General features: G+C 63.9%; 6 protein-coding genes. 2 read left to right on the top strand and 4 right to left on the bottom strand.

What is annotated here, in order from left to right; all coding sequences use genetic code 11:
* From BP858_RS05945 to BP858_RS05935, 3 genes are all read right to left on the bottom strand, one after another.
* The coding region (locus BP858_RS05945; protein WP_286879096.1) for a DEAD/DEAH box helicase at positions 1-722 on the bottom strand (722 nt) is incomplete at its 3' end.
* A complete protein-coding gene (locus BP858_RS05940) occupies positions 670-1,425 on the bottom strand; it encodes a metallophosphoesterase (RefSeq protein WP_062262985.1) in 756 nt (251 codons plus the stop codon). The genes BP858_RS05945 and BP858_RS05940, both read right to left, overlap by 53 nt.
* 6 nt (positions 1,426-1,431) lie before the next feature.
* Positions 1,432-2,169 (bottom strand): hypothetical protein, encoded by a 738-nt coding sequence (locus BP858_RS05935; protein ID WP_286879095.1) that lies wholly within the window; start codon positions 2,167-2,169, stop codon positions 1,432-1,434.
* A 153-nt stretch (positions 2,170-2,322) separates the two neighbouring features.
* Here BP858_RS05935 and BP858_RS05930 point away from each other — a divergent pair, with 153 nt between their 5' ends.
* Together BP858_RS05930 and BP858_RS05925 are read left to right on the top strand one after the other, a co-directional pair.
* Positions 2,323-3,291, top strand: a complete 969-nt coding sequence (locus tag BP858_RS05930; RefSeq protein WP_062262990.1) for a replication factor C small subunit — start codon at positions 2,323-2,325, stop codon at positions 3,289-3,291.
* Positions 3,292-3,302: 11 nt separating this feature from the next.
* Entirely contained in the window at positions 3,303-5,408 is a 2,106-nt protein-coding gene (locus BP858_RS05925; RefSeq protein ID WP_286879094.1) for a minichromosome maintenance protein MCM, read from the top strand.
* Positions 5,409-5,524: 116 nt separating this feature from the next.
* On the opposite strand, the gene BP858_RS05920 is transcribed toward BP858_RS05925, so the two are convergent.
* On the bottom strand, positions 5,525-5,761 hold a 237-nt coding region (locus tag BP858_RS05920; protein ID WP_286879093.1), incomplete at its 5' end, for a hypothetical protein.

Genomic DNA, 5,761 nt, shown 5'->3' with positions numbered 1-5,761 from the left:
GCGAAGTCTTCCCCGGCAAACCGGACACTGATATCAAGGTGGCTTGCGACCGGCACCTCGGCAAGCGCAAACGGCCTGGTCCCGCAGAGGTACCGGCCGATCTCGTCCGGGTTTCCCACGGTCGCCGAGAGCCCGATCCGCTGGAACTCCCCCGCGTAGGCGGCCAGCCGTTCGAGCGCCACCGCGAGCTGGGCTCCCCGTTTGCTGTCTGCGAGTTCGTGGATCTCGTCGACGACGACGTACCTGACATTCTTCAAGTGCTCGCGGAGGCGTTTGCCCATGAAGAGCGCCTGCAGGGTCTCGGGCGTCGTGATGAGCAGGTCAGGAGGATTGAGCGACTGTTTCCTTCGATCGTTCTGCGGCGTGTCCCCGTGCCTGACCCCGACCGAGAGCCCGAGTTCCCGGCACCACCACTCCATCCTTGAGAGGATGTCCCGGTTCAGGGACCGGAGAGGGGTGATGTAGAGCGCCTTAAACCCGGGTCCGGCGGTCCCAAGAAGCCGGTCGAAGACCGGAAACATCGCGCTCTCGGTCTTTCCCGTGCCGGTCGGCGCCACCAGGATCAGGTTTCTCCCCTCAAGGAGCAGCGGGATGGCCTGCTCCTGGGCCTCCGAGAGTTCGACAAACCCCCGTCTCCGGGCGACCTCCCGCACCTCCGGGTCGAGGAGATCAGCCGCCGTCTCCGGGGCAGAGCGTGGCAGGGGAGCCGACGTATGTGCCATCCGCTAAAAACACCTCCGCAGTCTTCTCATCTATGCACCGGGAGAGGGGGCCAAGCCCGCTCCCCCGCAGCCGCCCGATATCGATGCCGCCTGCAAACTCGTTGAAGGCCGGGACGAAGAGGAGCCGGGTGCGGCTCTCTGGCTGCGTCTCCTCAGGGAGGCAGGGCGCGGCGAGCCCCGAGTAGAGGTAGGCCGGCCGGGCGCGTGCGGCACATCCGACGGTATCCAGAAGCGACACGACCGGGTGGTGGTGGCCGAGGATGATGAGGTGGCCGAAGAGCCCGGGGTCGGGGTGGGTGTGGCCGTGGAGGTAGCCGACACCGTCGATGATCGTACCGTCAGGGGGCAGGAGTTCTCCGGGTTCGAGGAACCGGCCGATACCGCCGTCATGGTTCCCGGGCGCGATCTGGAGCGGCACGCGGTCCCGGAACGCATCGAGGACGCCGGGGAGTTCCAGGTACTCCTGCCTGCTCGTGACCGGGACGTTGTGTTTGACGTCACCGAGGAGGAGAAGGAGGTCGGGCTCCGTCTCCTCGATGCAGGCGAGCACCCGGTCTCTCCGGGCGGCGCTCCGGCTCGTTACGTGGACGCCGTGACGTTCGAGGCCCGACTCGATGCCCATGTGCAGGTCGGCGATGACCAGCACGCGTCGGTCATGCTCGACCAGGAGAGCCGGGCCGTTCTCAACAAAATGCAGGCGCATATCGTGTCAGATCAGTTTTATCGTGCCCAATGTGGGCTGGTAACATTCCCCTGCAGCGAGGAGTTCCTCAAGCGCCCTCCGCGCCTCCTGTGCGGAGAGGCCGGACCGCACCCCAAGGGCGATGGCGTCGTCGACCGGGATCTCCCCGGACCCGAGAGCGGCAAGGAGGAGGTCACGCCCCGCCGCGGGCGCGATCTCGACGGCGGCACCCGGGCAGACGCTCTCAAGCGCCGTCCGGACCATCCCCGCCATGTTCTTGAGATCCTCATCTGTGGTCCCGTAGAGCCCGATGACCGTCGCGGTCCGCTCATCGCCGCCGCCCTTCTCGAGCGCTTCGAGCCGATCAAGCGTCGCGCCGGCGGTCTTCTGCACCCAGAGGTCGCGGACAGTGCGGTCCACCACGTTGACCGCCTCGGCGTCTATGGTTGCGTACGCCTGTGGTCCGGAACCGGTGAGCGCCGCCCGGCCGGTGACGGCGACAAACGCGGGCGGCTCGATGTAGCCGAGCGTCTCGACCGCATCAGGGCTCTGCCAGTCAGCCGTGACCTGGAACGTGCCGGTGGGGTCGGCTACCCTGGCCTGCATGATATCGCTGCTCCCCCTCCGCCCGGTGAGGGCGCCGACGATGAAGATGCGGCGGCACCAGGCCCCCCCGGGCGTCACCACGTATGATGCGTCCCCGGACTCCACTGTATGCCGCGCGGCGGAGAACTCCTGTGCAAATACCCGTTCTGCAGGTTCCATATCAGTCATCTGTCCCGGAGGAGAGGGACGGCGATCTCCACTCGAACCCCCGGTGTTTCCTTCTACTCTATATTCACCCTCACCCCTCTAAAAAGGATCACCGGAGGGGAGGGACGATCCTTTTACGATGCACGAGCACCAACTTCTATGCAAATGGAAGGTAACCACACCATCTGGATAGAGAAGTATCGGCCAAGAAGGCTCGACGAGATGGTCGGACAGCAGGACATCGTGGTGCGCCTTCAATCCTACGTGAGGACCGGCAACCTGCCGCATCTCCTCTTCACCGGGAGCGCCGGGATCGGTAAGACGACCGCCGCAGTGGCGCTTGCGCGGGAGCTCTTCGGCGACTCCTGGCAGATGAACTTCCGGGAGATGAACGCATCCGATGAGCGCGGTATCGACGTCGTCAGAAACCAGATCAAGGAGTTTGCCCGGACGTCGCCGCTCGCCGGAGCGACGTTTAAGGTCCTCTTCCTGGACGAGGCGGACGCGCTCACCACGGATGCACAGGCAGCTCTCCGTAGGACCATGGAGACCTACGCCCGGACCTGCCGGTTCATCCTCTCGTGCAACTACTCCTCAAAGATCATCGACCCCATCCAGAGCCGGTGCGCCATCTACCGGTTCAGGCCGCTCGACCGGGAGGCGGTCATCGAGGAGATCACGAGGATCGCCGCCATCGAGGGGCTCACCGTCACGGACGGGGCGCTTGACGCCATCGTCTACGTTGCCTCCGGGGATATGCGGAAGGCCATCAACGCCCTGCAGGGGGCTGCCATCCTCCGGCCCGAGATCGATGAAGAGATGATCTACGAGATCACCGCAACGGCCCGCCCGGACGAGATCGACGAACTCCTCGACCTCTCGATGGAGGGGCGGTTCGACGAGGCCGAGCAGGCGCTCTCTGAACTGATCCGCGGCCGGGGCATCGCCCCGAACGAGCTGATCAACCAGTGCTACCGCTCACTGGTCAGGCGTGACCTGCCCCGGCCGCTCAAGGTGAGACTGATAGATGCTCTTGGCGAGACCGATTTCCGCCTCTCGGAGGGAGCGAGCAGCGATATCCAGATGGAGGCGCTGCTTGCTAAGTTCGTCCTTGCCGCAGAGCAGCACAGGTGAGGGATCAGGCCGTGCCTGAAGAGGTAACCGTCGAGGTCACCGATGTCGTCGGTGAGTGGACGAAGTTTTTAAAGAAGCAGTACAAGCGGGAGCTCGCCGAGCTCTCCCGCGAGTATCCCCATAACCGGTCGCTCATCATCGATTACCGGTCGATCCTGAATAACCGGCTGGCGTTCGAGCTCCTGCGGAGTCCGGGGAAGGTCATCGGGGATATCAGGGATGCGATCATCCAGAACAAACTCATCAAGCTCAAGGATGGCGAGGACCCCGAGCGTATCAATATCAGGTTCACGAACCTGCCGCAGAGGACCGATGTCCGGGATATCAGGGCCGAGCAGATCAACACCTTCGTCGCAATCGAGGGGATCCTCCGGAAGACCACCGAGGTGCGCCCCCGGATCGTCAGTGCGGTCTTCCGGTGCCGGTCCTGCGGGAAACTCACCGATCCGGTCATCCAGGGCTACGGGCGGTTCGATGAACCGGATTTCTGCCCAAACTGTGAGAGGAAGACCCGCCTTGACCTGGTCATGAACCGGTGCCGGTTTGTCGATACCCAGAAACTCCGGATCCAGGAGTCGCCCGAGGGTCTCAGGGGCGGCGAGCAGCCCCAAACGCTCGATGTCGATGCCACCGATGACCTCACCGGCCAGGTTGCGCCCGGCGACCGGGTTGTGGTGAACGGCATCCTGCGGTCGGTGCAGAGGATCAACTACGGCCAGAAGAGCACGCTCTTTGATATCTACCTTGAGTGCAACTTCATCGAGATCGCGGAGAAGGAGTTTGAGGAGATCGCGATCAGCGAGGAGGACGAGGCTGAGATCAAAGCGCTCGCCCGCGATCCGATGATCTACAAAAAGATCACCCGGTCGATCGCGCCGACGATCTACGGCACCGATGACGTGAAGGAGGCGATCGCGCTCCAGCTCTTCGGCGGCATCGCAAAGGATATGCCGGATGGTTCCCGTCTCCGCGGCGATATCCATGTCCTCCTGGTCGGGGATCCTGGTATAGCAAAGAGTCAGATCCTCCGTTACGTCGTGAAACTCTCGCCACGCGGGATCTACACGAGCGGGAAGTCGTCGACATCGGCCGGGCTGACGGCGACGGCGGTCAAGGACGAGTTCGGCGACGGCCGCTGGACGCTCGAGGCCGGTGCGCTGGTCCTTGCGGATATGGGGATCGCGGCCGTCGATGAGATGGACAAGATGGCGAAGGAGGACCGGAGCGCGCTCCACGAGGCGATGGAACAGCAATCTATCAGTTTGGCCAAGGCCGGCATCACCGCGACCCTGAAGTCCCGGTGTGCGCTCCTCGGTGCGGCGAACCCGAAACTCGGGCGGTTCGATCAGTTTGTCCCGATCGCCGAACAGATCAACATGCCCCCGTCGCTCCTCTCGCGGTTCGACCTCATCTTCGTGATGACCGACCAGCCCGAGGCCGAGCGTGACGGGGCTATCGCGAACCACATCATCAAGACGCATTCCGTCGGCGAGTTGATCAAGCAGCACGAGTACTCGCCGCTGCCCGACGTCGATGAGGAGTACATCGAGCGTGCGCTTGCGCCCGTCACCCCGGACATCGATCCAGTGCTCCTGCGGAAGTACATCGCCTATGCAAAACGGACCTGCTTCCCCATCCTCTCCGACGGCGCGAAGGAGGCGCTGATCGCCTACTACATGCGGCTCCGGAACCTCGCGAGCGGGAACAAACCGGTCCCGGTGACTGCCCGGCAGCTCGAGGCGCTGGTCCGTCTCGCTGAGGCGAGCGCCAGGATGCGGCTCTCAAACACCGTCGATACCGAGGATACCGACCGGATCCTCCGCATCGTGGACGCCTGTCTCCGGCAGGTCGCCTACGACGCAGAGAGCGGGAGTTTCGATATCGATAAGCTCGTGACCGGCGTCACGAAGTCGCAGCGCGATATCATCAGGTCGGTCAAGGAGACCATCAGGAACCTCTCCGGGGAATCCGGCGGCCAGGCGAAGGTCGATGAGGTCATCGATATCCTGATTCAGCAGGGCTTCTCCCGCGACAAGATCGAGTACACCATCGAGCAGCTGAAACGGGGCGGGGAGCTGCTCGAACCCCGGCACGGGCTTATCAAGCTGATCGGATAGGGGCCCTGCCCGCGGGGGCCATATCGATATTCCAGGCGGGCCACCTGAAGGATGAAGGGCCCGGCCCACCACAGATGGTCACCCGCCGGAGGTGGAGGGGGATACCGGGGTCAGCGTCAGGGCCGGGAGGATGACACGATCATCTGCATCGCCTGGTTCACCTCGCAGGAAATTGTGTCGATTGGAGTTCGATCAGGAAGAGGAGGCCTTCCCGGCCGCTCCCGGTGGGCGTGGTGTGGCCTCCACACTTCGGCGGCGAACGTCTCTCTCGCCGCTGCGCACAACCTCACAGAGAGGTGTCGTTTGTCTGGCAGGGTTACCTGCTCCAGGGTGACCGACCGGCGACCAGGAGT

Origin of the sequence: Methanoculleus sp. UBA413 (genome assembly GCF_002502935.1) — an archaeon.
GTDB classification, from domain to species: Archaea; Halobacteriota; Methanomicrobia; order Methanomicrobiales; family Methanoculleaceae; genus Methanoculleus; species Methanoculleus bourgensis.
This window is presented reverse-complemented; position numbering and strand designations above follow the sequence as displayed.